Annotated in this window: 24 protein-coding genes and 1 pseudogene; 14 read left to right on the top strand and 11 right to left on the bottom strand. The window is 71.9% G+C overall.

Annotation, left to right across the window (positions count from 1 at the left end; translation table 11 throughout):
* The 3 genes from E1286_RS35930 to E1286_RS35920 all read right to left on the bottom strand — a co-directional run.
* Positions 1-304, bottom strand: a 304-nt coding sequence (locus E1286_RS35930; protein WP_342776295.1) for a biotin/lipoyl-containing protein, incomplete at its 3' end; no start/stop codon positions are given.
* Positions 305-342: 38 nt separating this feature from the next.
* Positions 343-1,707: a dihydrolipoyl dehydrogenase gene (gene lpdA / locus E1286_RS35925; protein WP_132619821.1), complete on the bottom strand. Its 1,365-nt coding sequence runs from the start codon at positions 1,705-1,707 to the stop codon at positions 343-345.
* A 50-nt stretch (positions 1,708-1,757) separates the two neighbouring features.
* A complete protein-coding gene (locus E1286_RS35920; protein WP_132619819.1) occupies positions 1,758-3,227 on the bottom strand; it encodes a leucyl aminopeptidase in 1,470 nt (489 codons plus the stop codon).
* A 98-nt stretch (positions 3,228-3,325) separates the two neighbouring features.
* Here E1286_RS35920 and E1286_RS35915 point away from each other — a divergent pair, with 98 nt between their 5' ends.
* The 3 genes from E1286_RS35915 to E1286_RS35905 are packed head-to-tail and all read left to right on the top strand — an operon-like array spanning position 3,326 to position 5,537.
* Positions 3,326-3,673 (top strand): GntR family transcriptional regulator, encoded by a 348-nt coding sequence (locus E1286_RS35915; protein WP_132619817.1) that lies wholly within the window; start codon positions 3,326-3,328, stop codon positions 3,671-3,673.
* A complete protein-coding gene (locus E1286_RS35910) occupies positions 3,670-4,641 on the top strand; it encodes a DUF1648 domain-containing protein (RefSeq protein WP_132619815.1) in 972 nt (323 codons plus the stop codon). Before E1286_RS35915 ends, E1286_RS35910 begins: the two co-directional genes overlap by 4 nt.
* Positions 4,638-5,537: a CPBP family intramembrane glutamic endopeptidase gene (locus E1286_RS35905; RefSeq protein WP_132619813.1), complete on the top strand. Its 900-nt coding sequence runs from the start codon at positions 4,638-4,640 to the stop codon at positions 5,535-5,537. Before E1286_RS35910 ends, E1286_RS35905 begins: the two co-directional genes overlap by 4 nt.
* An 8-nt stretch (positions 5,538-5,545) precedes the next feature.
* Here E1286_RS35905 and E1286_RS35900 read toward each other — a convergent pair whose 3' ends face one another.
* The gene (locus E1286_RS35900) at positions 5,546-6,493 is read right to left on the bottom strand and encodes an adenosylcobinamide-GDP ribazoletransferase (protein WP_132619811.1); all 948 of its coding nucleotides are present in this window, start codon (positions 6,491-6,493) and stop codon (positions 5,546-5,548) included.
* A gap of 35 nt (positions 6,494-6,528) precedes the next feature.
* On the opposite strand from E1286_RS35900, the gene E1286_RS35895 reads away from it, so the two are divergent.
* Positions 6,529-7,326: an ABC transporter ATP-binding protein gene (locus E1286_RS35895; RefSeq protein WP_132619809.1), complete on the top strand. Its 798-nt coding sequence runs from the start codon at positions 6,529-6,531 to the stop codon at positions 7,324-7,326.
* Here E1286_RS35895 and E1286_RS51520 read toward each other — a convergent pair.
* Together E1286_RS51520 and E1286_RS51515 are read right to left on the bottom strand one after the other, a co-directional pair.
* Positions 7,323-7,751 carry a bifunctional adenosylcobinamide kinase/adenosylcobinamide-phosphate guanylyltransferase gene (locus E1286_RS51520; protein ID WP_281282813.1) on the bottom strand — a complete coding sequence of 143 codons (429 nt, stop codon included), beginning with the start codon at positions 7,749-7,751 and terminating at the stop codon, positions 7,323-7,325. The two genes, E1286_RS35895 and E1286_RS51520, sit on opposite strands and share 4 nt — an antisense overlap.
* A pseudogene (locus E1286_RS51515) lies at positions 7,735-8,019 on the bottom strand (hypothetical protein); the annotation flags it as partial. The pseudogene E1286_RS51515 and the gene E1286_RS51520, both read right to left, overlap by 17 nt.
* Positions 8,020-8,462: 443 nt before the next feature.
* Here E1286_RS51515 and E1286_RS35885 point away from each other — a divergent pair.
* Positions 8,463-8,669 carry a hypothetical protein gene (locus tag E1286_RS35885; RefSeq protein WP_132619807.1) on the top strand — a complete coding sequence of 69 codons (207 nt, stop codon included), beginning with the start codon at positions 8,463-8,465 and terminating at the stop codon, positions 8,667-8,669.
* 73 nt (positions 8,670-8,742) lie between these two features.
* Here the strand turns inward: E1286_RS35885 and E1286_RS35880 are convergent, their stop codons facing one another.
* A complete protein-coding gene (locus E1286_RS35880; protein ID WP_132619805.1) occupies positions 8,743-9,741 on the bottom strand; it encodes an aldo/keto reductase family protein in 999 nt (332 codons plus the stop codon).
* 54 nt (positions 9,742-9,795) lie between these two features.
* Here E1286_RS35880 and E1286_RS35875 point away from each other — a divergent pair, with 54 nt between their 5' ends.
* Positions 9,796-10,098: a hypothetical protein gene (locus E1286_RS35875; RefSeq protein WP_132619803.1), complete on the top strand. Its 303-nt coding sequence runs from the start codon at positions 9,796-9,798 to the stop codon at positions 10,096-10,098.
* Positions 10,099-10,197: 99 nt separating this feature from the next.
* Here E1286_RS35875 and E1286_RS35870 read toward each other — a convergent pair whose 3' ends face one another.
* Entirely contained in the window at positions 10,198-10,782 is a 585-nt protein-coding gene (locus tag E1286_RS35870; protein WP_246075470.1) for a DUF3043 domain-containing protein, read from the bottom strand.
* Between the two features lie 151 nt (positions 10,783-10,933).
* On the opposite strand from E1286_RS35870, the gene E1286_RS35865 reads away from it, so the two are divergent.
* Genes E1286_RS35865 through E1286_RS35840 form a run of 6 tightly spaced genes read left to right on the top strand, consistent with a single transcriptional unit; the run spans position 10,934 to position 15,675 of the window.
* The gene (locus E1286_RS35865; protein ID WP_132619801.1) at positions 10,934-11,764 is read left to right on the top strand and encodes a PspA/IM30 family protein; all 831 of its coding nucleotides are present in this window, start codon (positions 10,934-10,936) and stop codon (positions 11,762-11,764) included.
* A complete protein-coding gene (gene pspAA, locus E1286_RS35860; protein WP_111182273.1) occupies positions 11,761-12,039 on the top strand; it encodes a PspA-associated protein PspAA in 279 nt (92 codons plus the stop codon). Before E1286_RS35865 ends, pspAA begins: the two co-directional genes overlap by 4 nt.
* A 47-nt stretch (positions 12,040-12,086) precedes the next feature.
* Entirely contained in the window at positions 12,087-12,944 is an 858-nt protein-coding gene (htpX, locus tag E1286_RS35855) for a zinc metalloprotease HtpX (protein WP_246075471.1), read from the top strand.
* A 6-nt stretch (positions 12,945-12,950) separates the two neighbouring features.
* Positions 12,951-13,508, top strand: a complete 558-nt coding sequence (pspAB, locus tag E1286_RS35850) for a PspA-associated protein PspAB (RefSeq protein WP_132619797.1) — start codon at positions 12,951-12,953, stop codon at positions 13,506-13,508.
* A gap of 49 nt (positions 13,509-13,557) precedes the next feature.
* Positions 13,558-15,024, top strand: coding sequence for an alpha/beta fold hydrolase (locus E1286_RS35845; protein ID WP_132619795.1), 1,467 nt, complete (start codon positions 13,558-13,560; stop codon positions 15,022-15,024).
* Positions 15,025-15,072: 48 nt separating this feature from the next.
* Positions 15,073-15,675 carry an SIMPL domain-containing protein gene (locus E1286_RS35840; protein WP_132619793.1) on the top strand — a complete coding sequence of 201 codons (603 nt, stop codon included), beginning with the start codon at positions 15,073-15,075 and terminating at the stop codon, positions 15,673-15,675.
* A 79-nt stretch (positions 15,676-15,754) separates the two neighbouring features.
* Here the strand turns inward: E1286_RS35840 and nadA are convergent, their stop codons facing one another.
* On the bottom strand, positions 15,755-16,912 hold the full coding sequence (gene nadA / locus E1286_RS35835) for a quinolinate synthase NadA (RefSeq protein WP_132619791.1): 1,158 nt from the start codon (positions 16,910-16,912) through the stop codon (positions 15,755-15,757).
* Positions 16,913-17,071: 159 nt separating this feature from the next.
* On the opposite strand from nadA, the gene erpA reads away from it, so the two are divergent.
* Complete coding sequence (erpA, locus tag E1286_RS35830; RefSeq protein ID WP_132619789.1) at positions 17,072-17,425, top strand: iron-sulfur cluster insertion protein ErpA; 354 nt, start codon at positions 17,072-17,074, stop codon at positions 17,423-17,425.
* A gap of 107 nt (positions 17,426-17,532) precedes the next feature.
* Positions 17,533-18,519, top strand: coding sequence for a carbohydrate kinase family protein (locus E1286_RS35825; RefSeq protein WP_132619787.1), 987 nt, complete (start codon positions 17,533-17,535; stop codon positions 18,517-18,519).
* Between the two features lie 73 nt (positions 18,520-18,592).
* On the opposite strand, the gene E1286_RS35820 is transcribed toward E1286_RS35825, so the two are convergent.
* Together E1286_RS35820 and E1286_RS35815 are read right to left on the bottom strand one after the other, a co-directional pair.
* Positions 18,593-18,838, bottom strand: a complete 246-nt coding sequence (locus tag E1286_RS35820; protein WP_132619785.1) for a sulfurtransferase TusA family protein — start codon at positions 18,836-18,838, stop codon at positions 18,593-18,595.
* The coding region (locus E1286_RS35815) for an aminotransferase class V-fold PLP-dependent enzyme (protein ID WP_132619783.1) at positions 18,835-19,367 on the bottom strand (533 nt) is incomplete at its 5' end. The genes E1286_RS35815 and E1286_RS35820, both read right to left, overlap by 4 nt.

Below are 19,367 nucleotides of genomic sequence, written 5' to 3'. Positions count from 1 at the left end.
GGGCGGGCTCCGGCTGGGCGGCCGGCGCGGGAGCCTCCGGCGCCGGGGCGGCGGCGCCCGGCTGGGCGTTCTCGTCGATGATGGCGAGCTCGGCGCCGACCTCGACGGTCTCATCCTCGGCCACCACGATCTTGGTGAGGACACCCGCGGACGGCGACGGGATCTCGGTGTCGACCTTGTCGGTCGAGACCTCGAGGAGCGGCTCGTCGGCCTCGACGCGCTCGCCCTCCTTCTTCAGCCAACGGGTTACCGTGCCCTCGGTCACGCTCTCGCCGAGCTGGGGCATCTGTACGGAGACCGGCATCGTTATTCTTCTCTCGCGTTCTGATCTCGAGGGCTGGACTAGTTGTGTACGTGCAGCGGCTTGCCGGCCAGGGCCAGCATCGCCTCACCGACGGCCTCGGACTGGGTCGGGTGTGCGTGGATGAGCTGGGCGACCTCCGCGGGCAGGGCCTCCCAGTTGTAGATGAGCTGCCCCTCGGTGACGAGCTCGCCGATGCGCCGGCCCACCATGTGGACGCCGACGACGGGGCCGTCCTTCTGGGCGATGACCTTCACGGCGCCCGAGGTGCCGAGGATCTGGCTCTTGGGGTTTCCCGCGAGATCGTAGACCTGTTCGACGATCTCGATGCCGCGCTCGGCCGCCTGCGCCGAGGTGATGCCGACGGAGGCCACCTCGGGGTCTGAGTAGGTGATGCGCGGCACGCCCGCGTAGTCGATGGGCGGCGGGTTGAGACCGGCGATGTGCTCGGCCACCATGATGCCCTCGGCGAACCCCGCGTGCGCGAGCTGCAGCGTCGGGATCAGGTCGCCGATGGCGTAGACGCCGGGCACGGACGTGCGGCAGTGCTCGTCGACCACGACGGCGCCGCGCTCGATGACGATGCCCTGCTCCTCGAAGCCCATGCCCGAGGAGACGGCACCGCGGCCGACGGCCACGAGCAGGAGCTCGGCGTCGAGGGTCTTGCCGTTGGCCAGGGTGACGACGACGCCGGTCTCGGTGGTCTTGGCGCCGTCGAAGAAGACGCCCAGCTCGTACTTGATGCCGCGGCGGCGGAAGGCCCGCTCGAGCAGCTTGGAGCTGGACTCCTCCTCGGTCGGCAGCAGGTGCGGCAGCGCCTCGACGATGGTCACCTCGGCGCCGAACGAGCGGTAGACGCTGGCCAGCTCGACGCCGATGACGCCGCCGCCCAGCACGATCACCGAGCTGGGCACGCGGTCCATCTTGAGGGTGTGCTCGCTGGTGATGACCCGCTCGCCGTCGATCTCGAGGCCGGGCAGCGTCTTGGGCGCCGAGCCCGTGGCCAGGACGATGTTGCGGCCTTCGTAGACCTCGGAGCCGACCTGGATCCGGTTGGCGCCGGCCAGGCGGCCCTCGCCCTCGACGATCGTCACGCCCGCGGCCTTCAGCAGGCCCTGCACGCCCTTCCAGGCCCGACTGACGATCTTGTCCTTGAAGGCGTGGACGCCCTGGACGTCGATGCCCTCGAAGCTCGCCTTCACGCCGAAGGAGGCGCTCTCGCGCGTCTCGTCGGCGACCTCGGCGGAGTGCAGCAGGGCCTTCGTGGGGATGCATCCACGGTGCAGGCAGGTGCCGCCGATCTTGTCCTTCTCGATCAGGGCGACCGACTTGCCCAGCTCTGCCGCCCGAAGCGCACAGGCGTATCCGCCGCTGCCGCCCCCCAGGACGACGATGTCATAGGCCACGGGAAGGCTCCTTGTCGGGGTGTTCGTGTGCCGTCATCTTTTCATTTGTTTCACAGGCTCGCGTGCCGCTCGGCCAGTCCGATGAGGGTGCGCGTGAAGGCGCCGGTGCCGCCCTTCGGGATGTACCCGTACGGCTCGCCCTTGTTGAAGGCGGGGCCGGCCATGTCGATGTGGGCCCAGCGCACTCCGTCGGGCACGAACTCCTTCAGGAAGATGCCCGCGGTCAGCATGCCGCCCCAGCGCTCGGGGTGCAGGTTGGCGAGGTCGGCGATCGGTGAGTCGAGGCCCTTGCGCAGCTCCTCGGGCAGCGGCATGCCCCACGCGCCCTCGCCCGCGGCCTGGGCGGCCTCGACGACGAGCTCCCTGACGGCGTCGTCGTTGGCCATGACGCCGGCGGTGCGCCAGCCGAGCGAGACGATCTGCGCGCCGGTGAGGGTGGCGATGTCGACGATGAGGTCGGGGCCGTCCTCGGCGGCGCGGGCGATGCCGTCCATGAGCACCAGGCGGCCCTCGGCGTCGGTGTCGAGCACCTCGACGGTCTTGCCGCTGTAGCTGTGGATCACGTCGGACGGGCGCTGCGCCGTGCCGCTCGGCAGGTTCTCCGCCAGGCAGAGGTAGCCGACGGCGTTGACCGGCAGGCCCAGCCTCGCGATGCCGACCACCGCGCCGAGCACGGCCGCCGCGCCGCCCATGTCGGACTTCATCCAGTCCATCGAGGCCGACGGCTTGAGGGACAGGCCGCCCGAGTCGAACGTGATGCCCTTGCCGACGAACGCGAGCGTCTTGCCGGCCTCGGGGTGGCTGTAGGAGACGCGGACCAGGCGCGGCGGGTTGGCCGAGCCCTGGCCGACACCGATGAGGCCGCCGTAGCCGCCGTCCTTGAGCTGCTTCTCGTCGAGGACCTCGACGGTCAGCCCGGCCTGCGCGCCGGCCTGCTCGGCGATCTCGGCGAACTTCGCCGGCCACAGGTCGGACGGAGGCGTGTTGACCAGGTCGCGCACGAGGGCGACCGACTCGGCCAGCACGCCCGCCCGCTCGGCCACGCCGGCCGGCTGACCGGAGACCACGGTGAGCTCGCCGACCGGCGCCTTCTGCTCGCCGTTCGTCCGGTAGCGGGCGAAGGAGTAGGCGCCCAGCAGGCCGCCGAGCGCGACGGCCTCGGCCTCCTCGGGGGTTCCGGCGGGCAGCGCGAGCGCGGCGCGGGCGGTGCCGGCGAGAGAGCGCACGGCGGCGCCGGCGGCCCGGCGCAGGCCCTCGGGATCGGGCGAGTCGCCCAGACCGACGGCGACGAGCAGCGGGGCGGCGATGGCGCCGAACGTCGGCAGCTTGGCCAGCTCACCCGCCTTGCCGGTGAACGCGACGGCGCCGAGGGAGGCGGCGAGCTTGCCGCCGAAGGCGGACTCCAGGGACTCGGCTCCCGTGGCAGGGGCAGGACCGTCGGGCCCGGAGGTGAAACCGACGATCAGGGCGTCGGTGTCGACAGAGACGGGATCTGCTGAGTTCAGCCGCACAGTGGTCACGTAAACCGATGCTATCCAGGGTTTCTGCGTACCCACAAACAGGGGCTCATCCCACGAATCGTCATCGTGTGAACGATGATGCTAGGTTCATTAGCACCATGTTGCTGACGCTCGATCTCAACGACGCCCGGCCCCTGCACGAGCAGGTGGCGGGGGCGATCCGCCGCGCCATCGGCGAGGGCTCCTACCGGCCGGGCGACCGCCTGCCGCCGGCCCGCGACCTCGCGGGCGCGCTGGGCATCAACCCCAACACCGTCCTGCGCGCGCTGCGCGACCTGCGCGACGAGGGGTTGCTGGAGTTCAGGAGGGGCCGGGGCGTCAGCGTGGCGGGGCGGGCCGACGGCCGCGCCCTGCTCGTCCAGCGGACGCGCGAGCTGCTGGACGAGGCCAGAAGGTACGGCTACGGCCGTGACGACCTCATCTCGATCCTGGAGGAACTCCCGTGAAACCCCGTGTCATAGCCGTGGGCTGGGTCCTGCTCGTGGGCGTGCTGCTGCTGCTGTCGCCCTTCGCGGTGCGCGACCGGCTGCCCGACCCGATGGCCACGCACTGGGGGGGCTCCGGCCTTCCCGACTCCGCCGCCTCCCTGACCGGGCACGTGCTGACCTCCGTGCTGATCTGGGCGGTGACCGGCGGGATCCTCGTGGCGGTCGCCGCGTACGGGCGCGGCCGGATCATGCGGATGTACCGCGCCTGCTGGTGGGGCGTGCTGTTCGGGATGGGCGTGCTCCTGCTCGGCGTGAACGCCTCGACGCTGGCGGCCAACCTCGACGTGCCGGACTGGCGCTCGGCGCTGCTGCCCGGCTGGCACATCGCCGCCGCGCTGGGCTCCGCGGTCGTCGCCGGGGCGGTCTGCGGCTACCTGGGCAGGGGCGAGCCGGACGAGCCGTCCTCCGGCAGCCAGGCGCCGCCCCGCCTGCGGCTCGAACCCGGCCGGCGGACGGTCTGGATCGGCCACGTCACCAACCCGTGGCTCGTCGTGGCCGGCCTGGGGTCCCTGGCCGTGACCATCGCGGCGGTCATGCTGACCGTCACGGGCCCGGGGTCCGGCGCGGTCCTGACCTCGCTCCTGCCCGTGAGCGTCATCGTGCTCGTCGTCTCGCTGGCCACCATGTCGCTCACCGTCAGGGTCGGGGGCGAGCGGGTCGTCATCGGCTTCGGCCCGCTGGGCTGGCCGAGGCGCAGGATCCCGCTCTTGAAGATCGATTCCGCCTGGTCGGAGCCGCTGCACCCGGGTCAGGTCGGAGGTTGGGGCTTCCGCGGAGTGCCCGGGAGCGCCACCATCATGCTGCGCGGCGGCGAGTGCCTCGTCGTCCGCTACCGTTCCGGCGGTCGGCTCGCCATCAGCGTGGACGACGCCGAGCACGGAGCTTCCCTCATCAACGCCCTCATCGCTGAGCGGGTGAACCCATGAAAAGACCTCTGCTCGTCTTCATCGTCCTGGCCTTCGGGCTGGCCTGGGCGGTGGCGCTGCCCCTGTGGTTCGGCGGCGGCCTCGCCTCGCCGCTGACCGGCGTGCTTGCCACGCTGATGATGTTCACGCCCACGGCGGGCGTGCTCGGCGTCTGGGCGCTCACCCGCACCCCGGCCCGCTCGTGGGCGCGGGAGACCGGGCTCACGCTCGGGCCCGACAGGAGGCGTACCGGCCTGCTCGTGCTGGCCGCCTGGCTCGGCGTTCCGCTGCTGGTGTTCCTGTCCATCGGGCTCGGGGCCGCGACCGGGCTGGCCTCGCTCGACCTCGACGGGCTCAGCCTGCTGCGGGCCTCGCTGGAGGCGCGCGGCATGGACGTCCCGGCCGAGCTGGGCGCGGTGGCGGTCGTCCAGGTCGTGCTGGCGGTCGTGGCCGGCCCGGTCCTGAACGCGATCCCGGCCCTGGGCGAGGAGTGGGGCTGGCGCGGCTGGCTGCTGCCCCGGCTGGTCGACGGCAACGGCGTGCTCACCGGCCTGCTGCTCTCCGGGGCCGTGTGGGGCCTCTGGCACGCCCCGCTCACCCTGCTCGGCTACAACTACCCGCGCCTCGGCTCCTGGGCGGCGCTGTTCTTCATCGGTTTCTGCGTGCTGGCCGGCGTGGTGGTCGGCTGGCTGCGGCTGCGCACGGGCAGCGTGTGGCCGGCGGTGGTCGCGCACGGCTCGCTGAACGCGATCGCGCCGCTCGGCCTGCTGCTCGGCGACGCCGCCGAGCCGCCGAACGAGGTCCTGACCGGCATCACGGGCCTGGTGGGCTGGGTCCTGCTCGCCGTGCTGGCCGCCGTCCTCCTGCGTCATGCGGCGCTACGCGCCCCGCGGCCGTCCCCCGAGCCGGTTCCCTGACCGAAGTCTCAGCCGAGGATCGCGTAGACCGCGAGGGCGGTGGCCGTCGCGGTCTCCACGAGCGCGCCCAGCACGTCGCCGGTGATCCCGCCGAGGCGCCGCCTCGCGTGCCGCAGGAGCAGCAGCGCGGCGGCCAGACCGGCGAGCAGCGCGAGAGGCGCCACCACGAGAGACCTTCCCCACTCCGGGCGCAGGAGCTCGGTGGCGCCCTGGGGCAGGAATGCGGGTCCCCACTCCACACCGGCGGAGAACTCCGGCGCGATACCGCTCCAGCCGGGTGGGGGATCCGGGTACACCATGCCCGGGGCCAGGCCGCTCGTGTCCCGGGCGCCGGTCAGCCACGCGGACAGGTCCGCCGCCCAACCGCCGGGACCGGCGGCCGTGGCGACGGCGGGGCCGGCGAGGGCGACCGCGCAGAGGGCGGCCACGGTGACGAGCCAGACGGCCGGGCGGCGTACCGTTCCGGCGACCATCGCGCCGAGCCCGTCGGGGCGGGCGGAGGGGACGCCCGCCCGGCAGGCCCACGTCAGCGCCAGCCGCCCGGCCACGCACGCCGTCACCAGCGCCGCGAACCCCGCCTCCGCCAGGGCGACGGCCTGGACGAGCAGCGTGAACACCAGCGTCATCACGCCGAACGGCCCGATGTCCGACTTTTTCATGATGTCGAGCGCCTGGCCGGACGGCTTGCCGCTGCCCAGCCCGTCCGCGAGATCCGCCAGCCCGTCGAGGTGCAGCCCCCGCGTCAGCAGGGCGAGCAGACCGAGCGCCAGCGCCGCCCCCAGCAGCGGCGGGCCGGGCAGCAGCAGCGGCAGCCCGGCGACCGCGCCGAGCACCAGCCCCACGCCCGGGGCCAGCGACATCGCGGACCCCGCCACCACCCGATCCACCCGTTCCACACGCACGGGGAAGACGGTGAGGGTGCCCACGGCGAACCGCAGCCCGTCCATCAGTCGCATAACGGGCGATCTTAGGGGGCCGTTATGGTGTCGGGATGCACGTGGTTGAACTGGAAGGCGTGGGCGTCCGGGTCGTCGGCAAGTCGTTGCTGGCCGGTGTCGACTGGCGGGTGGACTACGGCGATCATTGGGTGATCCTCGGCCCCAACGGCGCGGGCAAGACGACGCTGCTCTCGCTGGCCGGCGGCGTACGCCATCCCAGCGAGGGCGCGGTCAAGGTGCTCGGGCACCGGCTCGGCCGGGTCGACCTGCGGGAGCTGCGCCGCCACATCGGCCTGGTCGCGGCCAGCCAGCGGCTGGTCGACGAGGAGCTCATGGAGGAGGAGGGCGCGACCGCGCACACCGTCGTGCTCACCGGCCACACGGGCACGAGCGTCCCGCTGTGGGACAAGTACGGCGACACCGAACGCGAGCGGGCCCACCGGCTCCTCGCCGACCTGGGCTGCAAGGACCTGGCCGACCGGCCGTTCCGCGTCTGCTCGCAGGGTGAGCGGGCCAGGATCCGGGTGGCCAGGGCGCTCATGGGCGACCCGGCGGTGCTGCTGCTCGACGAGCCGTTCGCGGGGCTCGACCTGCCGGCCAGGGAGGACCTCATCGCCGCGGTGGAGGACCTGGCCACGATCCGGCCCGTGCTCACCACCGTGACGGTGACGCACCACCTGGAGGAGGTGCCGGCCACGACCACGCACGCCCTGCTCATGCGCGACGCCCGGGTGCTCGCCGCGGGCCCGGTCGAAGACGTGCTCACCTCGGCGCTGCTGTCCGAATGCTTCGGCCGCCCCCTGAACGTCGACCGCTTCGACGGCCGCTGGTACGCCAGAGCGGCCCGCTAGAGCTTCAGGAGGCGTCCCGCCACCACGAGGGCGACATACTCGGATTCGGCCGCCAGGCGCTCGTTCAGCCGCCCCAGGGCGTCCCTGAACGCTCTCCCGCCGGCCGTCGCGGGCACCACCCCCATCCCCACCTCGTCGGAGACGGCCACGATCGGCGCCGGCGTCTGCCGCCACGCCGCCACGAGCTCGTCGCAGCGGGCCGCCACGGGCGCGCGGTCGCCCTCCCCGGCCCCGTGCTCGTCGAACACCGCCGCCGGCCACGTCCCCAGGCCGTCGATCAGCAGCGGCGCGCTGGCCCCCCGGATCGCCTCGGCCAGGTCGGTGGTCTCGGCGGTGTCCCAGTGGCGCCGGCCGCCGCTCGCGGTGCGCCCGCACCCGCGCGGCCCACGCGCCGTCGCCCGCGCCGTCCGGCCCGGTGGCGACATAGGTGACGCACGGCTCCGCCGCCGGCCGCAGCTCCGCCTCGGCCGACTTCCCCGACCGCGACCCGCCCAGCAGCAGCGCCCGGCGCGGCCGCTCCCCGGCGTCGCGGACGTGCCAGGAGCCGCCCAGCTCCGTCCCGTCCGGTACGGCCGTCGCCCCCCCACAGCCGCAGCCGCCTGGCCAGCTCCTCCTCCGACCGGACCCGGTGGTCCAGCCAGGCGGCCACGACCAGGGTCGAACCGGCGGCCAGGCCGGCCCGCCGCAGCTCACCCAGGCGCTCAGGCCGGTCCAGCAGGTCGATCAGCACGAGGTCGTACGGAACGGGCGCCTCCCGCGGTACGGGCACACCGCGCGGCAGGCAGAGCAGGCGGGAGCAGTCGGGGCAGGTGAGCCCCAGGCCGCCCGCGCGGGCCCGGTAGCCGTCGGGCGGCTGATCGAAGGGGAACTGGACCACGCCGTCCACGACCAGCCCGAAGGGCCGGCGATGATCCGGCGGCAGGACGGCGCACGAGGCGCACCGGCAGCCCGGCTCCGGCCAGCCCGATCCGCCGGCCGTACCGGTGAGGAGCACGTTCACCGCGCCGAGCGTACAGAACCCGCCGCCCGGCCCCGCGACCCGCGCACGGAGATCGATCGGCCCGCACACTCCGGAGTAGGGTTCCAGTGCCTGCTGAAGGGTGCGCCGGCGCACCCGGGAAAAAGGAGCGTATGGCATGACATGGCGGTGGCGTTATGAGGACGCACATGGTGGTGAGGTAACGGATCGCCCCTTGCCGCGGGAGGTTTTTCCGAGCCAGGCCGACGCCGAGTCCTGGCTCGGCGAGAATTGGCGCGACCTGCTCGAATCAGGTGTCGAACAGGTCGCCTTGCTGGAGGACGACCGCGTCGAATACGCGGGTTTGTCATTGCGCCCGGAGTGATGTCCGGTTGAACGGAAAACCCCTTGAGCCGCCGGCGGCGCTCAAGGGGTTTTTGTCGTACCAGGCGTTGGAGTTACGCGCGCGGGTTGGGGCTGACCGTCTTGGCCGGGTCGCGCTCGACGACCGAGCCGAGCACGTCGTCGATCCGCTTCAGCACGTCGGCGTCCAGCTTGACGCCCGCCGCCTTCACGTTGTCACGCACCTGCTCGGGGCGGGTGGCGCCGACGATGGCGCTGGCGACGTTCGGGTTCTGCAGCACCCACGCGACCGCCAGCTGCGCCATGGTCAGGCCGAGGTCGGCCGCGATGGGCTTCAGCTCCTGCACGCGGCTCAGCACGTCGTCGTTCATGAACCGGGCGATCATGGCGCTGCCGCTCTTGTCGGTGGCCCTGGAGCCCTCCGGCGGCTGCTGGCCGGGCACGTACTTGCCGGTCAGCACGCCCTGGGCGATCGGGGAGAAGACGACCTGGCTGACGCCCTCCTTCTCGCTCAGCGGCACGATCTCCGACTCGATGACCCGCCACAGCATGGAGTACTGGGGCTGGTTCGACACGATGCGGTCGAAGCCCATCTCGTCGGCGATCTTCAGCGCCTGGGCGATCTGGTCGGCGGTCCACTCGCTGACGCCGACGTAGAGGACCTTGCCCTGGCGTACGAGGTCGTCGAAGGTCTTGAGCGTCTCCTCGAGCGGGGTCTCGTAGTCGAAGCGGTGTGCCTGGTAGAGGTCGACGTAGTCGGTCTGCAGGCGGCGCAGCGAGCCGTGGATCGACTCGACGACGTGCTTGCGGGACAGGCCGCGGTCGTTCTTGCCGGCGCCGGTCGGCCAGTAGACCTTGGTGAAGATCTCCAGAGACTCTCTGCGGACGCCCTTCAGCGCCCGGCCGAGCACCTCCTCGGCCTTGGTGCCCGCGTAGACGTCCGCGGTGTCGAAGGTGGTGATGCCCTCGTCGAGTGCCGCCTGCACGCAGAGCTTGGCGGCGTCCTCCTCGACCTGAGAACCGTGGGTGAGCCAGTTGCCGTAGCTGATCTCGCTGACCATGAGACCGCTGCGACCGAGGTGTCGGAATTCCATGCGTCAGACTTTAATGCCGACGCATGGGCCCTCGTCCGGGGTAGGGTGCGCCGCGTGCTGAAGATCGTACGGCTGGCGCTGACGGCGGCGATCCTGGCCGCGGTCGCGGTACGGCTGCGCCGCCGCGCCCACATGCCGGGGACACCGCCGGCGCCCCCGGCCCGGGAGAGCGGGCCCCGGACATGGCTGGGCGCACGGCTGGGCGCACGGCTGGGCGCGGGAATGGGCGCCGTCTGGGCCGGGATCGCGGCGATCGTCGCGATCGCCCTGGCCCTCGCCCTGGCGTCCCCGCCGTCCTCGGACCCGGCGCCCCCGCCCGACTGGCCGCTGGGGCAGGACGAGCGTCCCGTCCCGTGAGCCCGCGGCCTGTCGGCCGCGCTGTCCGCTACCCGCGGCATGCTGCGGTGGAAGACTCCGTTCGAGCGGAAGAAAAGCCGAAATTTCGGAAAATTCCGGTCACTTCTTGGGCGGCACCGGCTTACCGCCGGGCAGCACCGACGGCGGCGGGAAACGCAGCTTGCGGATCTGCAGCGCCCGCATCGCCGCGTAGAAGCCCACGCCTCTGACGCTCTCGTCGGGCATCTTCTCGGCCACCAGCTTCTTCACCTTCCACGCCACATAGACGGAGGTGAACAGCACGCCGATCATCATGATCGGCCAGCCGACCGCGATGACGACGTTGAGCACCTGTGCCCGGATCTCCAGCGGCCAAGGAATCCACGTCGCCAGCAGGATCACCAGCGAGAAGGGCAGGAAATACTGACTGGGGAGCCGGCGTGAGTCGACCCAGTCACGCGCGAACTTGCGCGCGGGGCCCTTGTCGCGGATGGGGAAATACCGCTCGTCACCGGCGAGCATGCCTTTTCTGGCCCGCTCGCGTTCGGCGGCCTGCTTGGCGCGCATCGCGCGATAGGCCTCCTTGCGGTCTTTCGGCGCGGTGACCGGTTGCCGCCTGCGGCTCTCGGCATCCCTGCGCTTGGGGGTGGGGCGACCTTTACCCTGGGGCTTAGGATCGTCAGCGGGGACGGGGGTGTCGTCCACGGAAGTTTGGGAACGGCGTCGCAACACACGTCAACCCTACCTGGACTGCAACTTAGTGACGCCCCCGTGCGTTATGCGTAGGGTAATCCCAAGGCGGCTGCGCTGCATTGGGTGAACACCAGCACGACCTAGAAGGGGACGGCCGACGCGCATGAGCGTGATGAAGAGACTTTCGATGATCTTCAAGTCCAAGGCCAACAAGGCCCTGGACAAGATGGAGGATCCGCGCGAGACCCTTGACTACTCCTATCAGCGGCAGCTGGAGTTGCTGCAGAAGGTGCGCCGCGGGGTGGCCGACGTCGCCACCTCCCGCAAGAGGGTCGAGCTGCAGATAACGGGCCTGGAGAATCAGTCCCGGCGTTTGGAGGAGCAGGGCCGCAAGGCGCTGTCGGTCGGCCGTGAGGACCTGGCGCGCGAGGCCTTGCAGCGGCGGTCGAACCTGCAGACGCAGATGGCCGACCTGAAGGTGCAGCACGACAACCTTCAGGCCGAGGAGGAGAAGCTCACCACGGCTTCCCAGCGGTTGCAGGCCAAGGTCGACTCCTTCCGTACGAAGAAGGAGACCATCAAGGCCACCTACACCGCCGCCGAGGCGCAGACGCGCATCAATGAGGCGTTCTCCGGCATCTCCGAGGAGATGGGCGACGTCGGCCTGGCGATCCAGCGCGCCGAGGACAAGACGGCGCAGATGCAGGCGCGCGCCGGCGCCATCGACGAGCTGCTGGCCAGCGGCGCGCTCGACGACGTCAGCGGCACCCGCGGCGACGACATCCAGGCCGAGCTCGACCGCATGGGCGGCGGCATGGACGTCGAGCTGGAGCTCGCCAGGATGAAGGCCGAGCTGGGCCAGGGTCCGGCGCCGCAGTCGGCGATCGAGCAGGGGCAGCAGCAGCCCCAGCAGCAGGCCCAGCCTCAGCAGCAGTCCCACCCGCAGCAGCCGGGCCAGACCCAGCAGCTGCGCCAGCCGGGGGAGGGCGCATGATCGTACGCATCATGGGCGAGGGTCAGGTGGAGATCTCCGCCGACGACATCTCGGTCCTCAACGAGCTCGACACCGAGCTCGAAGCGGCCATCGACGCGGGCGACGAGAAGGCGTTCCGCGTCAAGCTGCACGCGCTGCTCGACAAGGTGCGCCACGTGGGCAAGGCGCTCCCCGACGACAGCCTTGAGCCGTCAGAGCTGATCCTTCCCCCCGCGGACGCCTCGATCGAGGAGGTCCGGGAGATGCTGGGCGACCAGGGCCTCATCCCGGGCTGATCCCGGTGAACGCGCGGTTCGCGTCCGACCGCGGCCTGACCGGCCGCATGGTCGTGACGATGTTCCTGCTCGGGCTGCTCTACGTCGTCTTCGTCGGCGTCCTGATCGCTCTGGGTGTTCAGGCGCTGGCCGTGCTGGTGCTGGCGGGAGGCCTGCTGCTGGTGCAGTACTTCCTGTCCGACCGCATCGCGCTGTTCGCGATGCACGGGCGGGAGGTCTCGCCGCAGGAGGCCCCCGAGCTGCACGGCCTCATCGACCGGCTGTGTGCGCTGGCCGACATGCCGAAGCCGCGGGTGGCGATCGCCGATTCCGACGTCCCCAACGCGTTCGCCACCGGCCGTAACCAGAAGCGCGCCGTCGTCTGCGTCACGACCGGCATCCTGCGCCGCCTGGAGCCGCAGGAGCTCGAGGGCGTGATCGCCCACGAGCTGTCCCACGTCGCCCACCGCGACGTCGCCGTCATGACGATCGCCTCGTTCCTCGGCATCGTGGCCGGGCTCATGACGCGGTTCGCCCTCTACTCGGGGCTCGCCGGCCGCCGTAACGGCGGCCAGGGCGGGGTGCCCGTCGGGGCGATCATCCTGCTCGTCTCCGTCCTCGTGTACGCCGTCAGCTTCCTGCTCACCCGCGCTCTGTCGCGCTACCGCGAGCTGGCCGCCGACCGCGCGGGCGCGCTGCTCACCCAGCGACCTTCGGCCCTGGCCAGCGCGTTGACCAAGGTCACCGGCGACATGGCCCGCATCCCGACCCGCGACCTGCGCGAGGCCGAGCCGTTCAACGCCTTCTACTTCGCCCCGGCGCTGGCCAAGGGCCAGTCGCTCGCGACGCTGTTCGCCACCCACCCGCCGCTGGAGCGGCGCCTGCAGCAGCTGGCGGACATCTCCGCGCAGCTCGGAAGGGGCTGAGCCGGCATGCGGTGGCTCGACGCGCTGCTCGGCCGGTCGAAGCCGGTCAAACCCGACCTCGACGCGCTGTTCGCGCTGCCGTCGGCGGCCGTGACGCTGCAGGCCGCGACCGGTCTCGTCCCCACCGGCCTGGGCTCTGTGGCCTTCCGCGCCGCCGAGGGCGCCGCGTTCGCCACCCTCGAACGCGACGTCAAAGCGCTGCTGGGCGAGCGCGTCGAGGAGTCCCACGACGGCTACGGCTACACCTGGCTGCTCGTACGCCGCTCCGCCGACGCGGTCAGCGACCTCGTCACCGAGCTGCACGCGGTCAACTCCTCGCTGGAGGACGCCGGGTTCGGGCCCTCGCTGCTGTGCTCCCTGGTGTCCTTCGCCGCCCCTGACGGCAGGCGGCTGGCCGTCGTCTACCTGTACAAACGCGGCACCTTCTACCCCTTCGCCCCGCAGAGCGGCCAGCGGCGCGACAACGCGCTCGAACTCCAGGCCAGAGGCGCTCTGGAGGGCGAGCTGCCGCTGGAGAGCGACCTGAGCCGCTGGTTCCCGGTCTGGGGCGCCCCCGGCCTGTGACCTGGGGGTGCTTTGCACCGGTGCATACGCAGAGTGATCTAATGATCACGTGGAGCGAAGGTTGTACGTGTTCGCGGCGTGCGCGTTCATCGTGGCCGCCGTGCTGGGCAGCGCCTGGGTCACCGGCCAGTTCACCACCCCTCTGGTGGACAGGACCAACGGCTACGTCAGCGAGCTCGGCGCCCGCGACCAGCCATGGACGCGGCTGTTCCGGGTGTGCGAGGCGCTGTCGGGGCTGGCCTGCGCGTTCGGCGTGGCCCTGGTGCCGAGGGCGCCGATGGTGCCGGCGGTGCCGAGGATGGCGCGCGAGTGGCCGGGCTGGCTGGCGCTGGCCGCGTTCGGGCTGCTGACCTTCGCGGGCGGGCTGTTCCCGCTCGACTGCGCCGCGCTCAGCGACACCCTCTGCGGGCGTACGGCGACGTCCCTGGCCCACCGGGCCCACCTGCTGGCGGGCGTGCTGTCCACCGGCGCCGTGCTGGCGGCCATGGCCGTGCTCAGCGCGCGCTGGCGTTCGTGGGCGTCGTGGCTGTTCACCCTGCTGACCCTGGCCGCCACGGCGCTCACCGGGGCCGGCCTGGCCGCCGGCCACGGCGTGGGCCTCGCGCACCGCGCCCAGCTCACGCTGATCGCCGTCTGGCTGGTGTACGTCGCCATGCGGCTGCTCGTCGTCGACGGCGACGAGGAGGAGCAGGTGCCGTTGAGGGTCGCTCCCGGCCGGGCGGGCGGCGTGGGCGGCGCCCGGGGCCAGGCCCCCGACCCCACGATCGGCTACGGCCGCCCCCACGTCGTCGAGGAGGGCACCGGCCCCACGGTGCTGATCACGACCGGCCCCGGGGCCGCCTGGTTCCACTGGGACGCGGTCGCCGTGGCGCTCGCCGCCGGCCATCGCGTCATCCGCTTCGACCGCCCCGGCCTCGGCCTCAGCCCTCGCTCTCCCGCCCCGCCCAGCCTGTACGCCGAGGTCGCCCGCCTGGCCGCGCTCTCCCCCGACCACCCGGAGCAGGTGATCGTCGTCGCCCACGGAGTGGCCTGCTGGCACGCCGAGGCGTTCGCCCGGCTGCATCCGCTGTGCCTGGCCAAGCTCGTCCTGGTCGAACCGGCCTGCCCCGGCGGGCGCCGGCCGCTGCCGGCCGCCAGGTCCGCCGGCAGGTGGCTGCCCGCGCTGGGCGGCACCTGGGGAGCCGCCGCGCTGGCCCGCCTGACCGGGCCGGCCGCGCACCGGCTCCTCACCGGCCTGCCCGACCCGTCGGGCGTCTACCGCATGGGCAAGGTTCCCGCGGCGGTGGCGGGGGAGTGGCTGGCCCGCCGCGACATGGCCGCCGACCTGCTCCGGCTGCGCGCGGACAAGCCGTTCCCGCCGGTGCCGGTGACCGTGATCGACGCGTACGAGCGGGACGGCTGCCGTGAGCGGCTCCCCGGCGACCTCGGCGCAGCGCTCGTCCGCCTGCCCGCCGCCGGCCGCCCCGTCCCGCTCCGCGACCCGGACGTCATCGTCGAGGCGGTCGCCGCCCGCTGACTGCGCGGCCTAGGATCGGGGCGGAACCCGTGCGAAGGGGGCGGCCCCGTGGACATCACCGTGACCGGCGAGGGCGCGGTCCTGGCCGCGCCCGACATCCTGCGGCTGCACGCGGGCGTCGAGGTGCGCCGGGCCTCGGCCGCGGCCGCGTTCGCCGCCGCGCGGGCCGCGGCGGCCCGCCTGGCGGAGGCTCTGGCCGGGGCCGGGATCGCGCCGGAGGACCTCCGCACGATGGAGCTCTCCCTCGGCCCCGAGTACGAGGCGTACCCGAAGGTGGCCGCGTATCGGGCGGTGCGGGGCGTCGAGGTCGTCGTCCGCGACCTCGGCCTGGCCGACCGCGTCATCGACGCCGTGGCCGGGGTGGGGGAGGAGGCCAGGCTCAACGGCCTGGCCTTCGAGCTGTCCGACCCGGCGGCGGCGCTGGCCGAGGCCAGGACGCGCGCCTTCAGGGACGCCGCCGCCAAGGCCGCCCAGTACGCCGGGCTGGCCGGCCGCCCGCTCGGCCGGGTGGTGTCGGTGACCGAGGAGCCGGGGCTGGGCCCGCCCCGGCCCATGGGCATGTCCGCGCAGATGGCCGAGAGCGCCGCCACCGTCAGCCCCGGCCGCGAGCTCCTCGGCGTCCGCGTCCGCGTCGGCTACGACTTCGCCTGAAGCACTGAAGCACTGAAGCACTGAAGCACTGAAGCACTGAAGCACTGAAGCCCTGAAGCACTGAAGCCCCGGAGTCCGGTTACGGAAGGGCCAGCATGCGGTCGAGGGCGACCTTGGCCCAGTGAGTGGTGTCGTCGTCGACGGTGATCTGGTTGACGACCTCGCCGAGCACGAGCGACTCCAGAGCCCACACCAGGTGCGGCAGGTCGATCCGGTTCATCGTCGAGCAGTAGCAGACCGTCCGGTCCAGGAACGAGATGTTCTTGTCGGGGAAGGTCTGGGCCAGCCGCTTGACGAGGTTCAGCTCCGTGCCGATCGCCCAGCTCGACCCCGCCGGTGCGGCCTGCAGGGTCTTGATGATGTGCTCGGTCGAGCCGATGTGGTCGGCCTTCAGCACGACCTCGTGCCGGCATTCGGGGTGCACGAGCACGTTCACGCCCGGGATGCGCGCGCGCACGTCGTCCACCGACTCGGCGGTGAAGCGGCCGTGCACCGAGCAGTGGCCCTTCCACAGGATCATCCGCGCCCGCTCCAGCTGCTCCTGGGTGAGGCCGCCGTTGGGGCGGTGCGGGTTCCACACCACGCAGTCGTCCAGCGACATGCCCATCTCCAGCACCGCCGTGTTGCGGCCCAGGTGCTGGTCGGGCAGGAACAGCACCTTCTCGCCCTGCTGGAACGCCCAGTCGAGGGCCCGGCGGGCGTTGGAGGAGGTGCACACCGCGCCGCCGTTGCGGCCGCAAAACGCCTTGATGTCGGCGCTGGAGTTCATGTACGTGACAGGGATCACCTGGTCGGCGAGCCCGGCGTCCTCCAGGGCCTCCCAGCACTCCTCGACCTGGTCGAACGTGGCCATGTCCGCCATCGAGCACCCAGCCGCCATGTCCGGAAGAATCACCTTCTGGGCGTCCGTGGTGAGGATGTCGGCCGACTCGGCCATGAAGTGCACGCCGCAGAAGACGATGAACTCCGCGTCGGGCCGCGCGGCGGCCTGCTGGGCGAGCTTGAAGGAGTCGCCCGTCACGTCGGCGAACTGGATGACCTCGTCGCGCTGGTAGTGGTGGCCGAGCACGAACAGCCGCTCGCCGAGCGCCTCCTTGGCCTTGCGGGCGCGTTCCACCAGGCCGGGGTCTGAGGCGGGCGGCAGCTCGCCGGGACACTCGACCCCCTTCTCGCTGTGCGGATCGGCGTCCCTGCCGAGGACGAAGAGCGGCAGCCCAGTCTGGGTGGCCATGGCCATACCCCCTTATCGTCGTTTTGACGATACTCATGATGACACACGGACGAATCTGGTTATTCCGGCGGTCGGCCACCCCGGGAATGTGTGGCATCGGCCCGGTGTTGGTAGCGTCATCTGTAGGACGTCGAAAAACAGACAGCCTGGTTAGGGAGTCAGCAGATGACGGTTGAGAGCAGCGAGACCACGACGCAGGGCCTGATCCTGACCGAAGCGGCCGCCGCGAAGGTCAAGAGCCTGCTGGAGCAGCAGGGCGAGGAAGGTCTGCAGCTGAGGGTCGCCGTGCAGCCGGGAGGCTGCTCCGGCCTGCGCTACCAGCTCTTCTTCGACGACCGTTCGATGGACGGCGACGTGGTGTCCGAGTTCGGCGGCGTCAACGTGGTCACCGACCGGATGAGCGCTCCCTACCTGATGGGCGCTTCCATCGACTTCGTCGACACCATCGAGAAGCAGGGCTTCACCATCGACAACCCCAACGCCACGGGCTCGTGCGCCTGTGGTGACTCGTTCAACTAGTACGGGTCGCCGGTTGCCGGCAGGTCCCGCTCGCCTTTGTGCGCGCGGGACCTTCGCGTATTCTCGTGGGGCTCATTGGCCTGCTGACAACGAGGAAGAAGAATCCCGTGCGCATCGCCGTAACAGGCTCCATCGCGACAGACCACCTGATGACCTTCCCGGGAAGCTTCGGTGACCAGCTCATCGCCGAGCAGCTCGACCGGGTGTCCCTGTCGTTCCTGGTCGATGACCTCCAGATCCGTCGCGGCGGATGCGCCGCGAACATCGCGTTCGGCATGGCCTGCCTCGGCCTCAACCCGGTCCTCGTGGGCGCCGTGGGCAACGACTTCGCCGACTACCGCTCCTGGCTGGAGCGCCACGGCGTCGACTGCGAGTCCGTGCACATCTCGGAGACCCAGCACACCGCGCGCTTCCTGTGCACCACCGACCAGCATCACAACCAGATCGCCTCGTTCTACACCGGGGCCATGGCGGAGGCGCGCCTCATCGAGCTGCGGCCCGTGGCCGACCGCGTGGGCGGCCTCGACCTGGTGCTGATCAGCCCCAACGACCCCGACGCGATGCTGCGCCACACCGACGAGTGCCGCCAGCGCGGCATCCCGTTCGCCGCCGACATCTCCCAGCAGCTCGCGCGCATGGAGGACGACCAGATCCGCCAGCTCGTCGACGGCGCCGCCTACCTGTTCTCCAACGACTACGAGAAGGGGCTCATCGAGCAGAAGACCGGCTGGTCCGACGAGGAGATCCTCGACCGCGTCGGCGTCCGGATCACCACGCTCGGCCCCAAGGGCGCCGTCATCGACCGCAAGGGCGAGCCGTCCATCCACGTCGCCCCCGCGCCCGAGCGCGGCAAGGCCGACCCCACGGGCGTCGGCGACGCCTTCCGCGCCGGCTTCATGTCGGGCCTGGCCTGGGGCCTGCCGCTGGAGCGCTGCGGCCAGCTGGGCAACCTCACCGCCACCCACGTGCTGGAGCGCGTCGGCGGCCAGGAGTACGAGCTCGGCCAGAAGGTCTTCCTGGAGCGGTTCAGCTCGGCCTACGGCCCCGACGCGACGGCCGAGGTCGCCGAGCACGTGCGCTGCTACCACCCCTGAGTGGGGGCCGTCCCGCCCGGCTCGCGGGCGGGACGGCGTCTGCCTGCCCGCTACCCCCGGCGCGTGGCGCCATTCAGTAGTTGCGCCTGACGTGGATCGCCCAGCCCCCCTCGGGCAGCTCGTACGAGCCGACGTGGCGGTGCGACTTCAGCCGGCACCACGCCGGCACGTCCGTGTAGGCCGCCGGATCGTCGGCCAGCACGGCCACCACGGCGTTCAGCGGCACGTAGTTGATCTGCTCGGCCAGCATGATGATCGGGATCGGGCACTTCTTCCCGAGCGCGTCGATCGTCAGAGCCGGCTCGGTCACCTCGGTCATGCGACTCCTGCGTCCTGGCGGATGCGGCGCACCAGGTCGGGCAGCACGGCGAGGAACCGGTCGACCTCCGCCGCGGAGGTGCCCCTGGGCAGCGACACCCGCACATTCCCATGCGTCAGCACGCCCATCGCTTCCAGAACGTGCGATGGACGAAGCGTACTAGCCGTGCATGAACTCCCGGACGATACCGCGAATCCCGCTTTGTCCAGTTCGGTGAGCAGGGCCTCGCCGTCGACGTACAGACACGAGAAGGTCACGATGTGCGGGGCCCGTTCGACCGGGTCGCCGATCACCTCCACGTCGGGCACGACCTTCGGGACCGACTCGCGGATCTTCGTGACCAGCTCCGACAGCCTGGCCTGCTCCTGCGCGGCCTCCGCGGCCATCGCGCGCAGGGCCGCCGCCGCGGCGACGATGCCCGGCACGTTCTCGAAGCCCGGCACCCGCCGCCGCTCGCGTTCGTCCTCCGGCAGGAACGAGCGGAACCGGGTGCCCTTGCGCACGACGAGCACCCCCACCCCGGCCGGCC

This window comes from Nonomuraea terrae (assembly GCF_004348995.1).
Lineage (GTDB): Bacteria > Actinomycetota > Actinomycetes > Streptosporangiales > Streptosporangiaceae > Nonomuraea > Nonomuraea terrae.
The sequence above is the reverse complement of the archived record's forward strand: the minus strand, read 5'-3'. Positions and strand labels throughout refer to the sequence as shown.